Genomic DNA, 527 nt, shown 5'->3' with positions numbered 1-527 from the left:
GGAATGCGCCGTTGCATCCAGATCCATGCCATGGTTGTTAAACACGTCGTGATCGTTCTCCTTGAGTACCTTGCCTGAAATGAGACCTGCTGTAATCGAGTCATTAACATTTAACGCAGTACGTCCCATATCAATCAACGGTTCAACAGAAATGAGCAATCCTGCCAAGGCCACAGGTAGGTTCATGGTAGAAAGCACGATCAGGGAAGCGAAGGTGGCCCCACCGCCTACACCTGCCACACCAAACGAGCTGATCGTAACAACCAGAATAAGCGTGAGGATAAAATTCCAACTTGTAGGATCTATGCCCACTGTTGGAGCAATCATGACGGCCAGCATCGCCGGATAAATACCCGCACAGCCGTTTTGCCCAATGGTCGCTCCCAGGGTCGCGGACAGATTCGCGATGCCGTCGGACACACCAAGCTTTTTCGTTTGTGTTTCAACATTTAATGGAATGGTCGCTGCACTGGAACGAGAAGTAAAGGCAAAAACCAGTGTAGGCAATACCTTCTTCACATATGTCA

The 527-nt window shown here is 49.3% G+C and carries 1 protein-coding gene; it reads right to left on the bottom strand.

The genetic code is table 11. The features are described 5' to 3' along the window. The coding region (locus tag AC5V8P_RS26035) for a cation:dicarboxylate symporter family transporter (protein ID WP_495474109.1) at positions 1 to 527 on the bottom strand (527 nt) is incomplete at both ends.

The organism is Paenibacillus sp. N119s (genome assembly GCF_059447605.1).
This window is presented reverse-complemented; position numbering and strand designations above follow the sequence as displayed.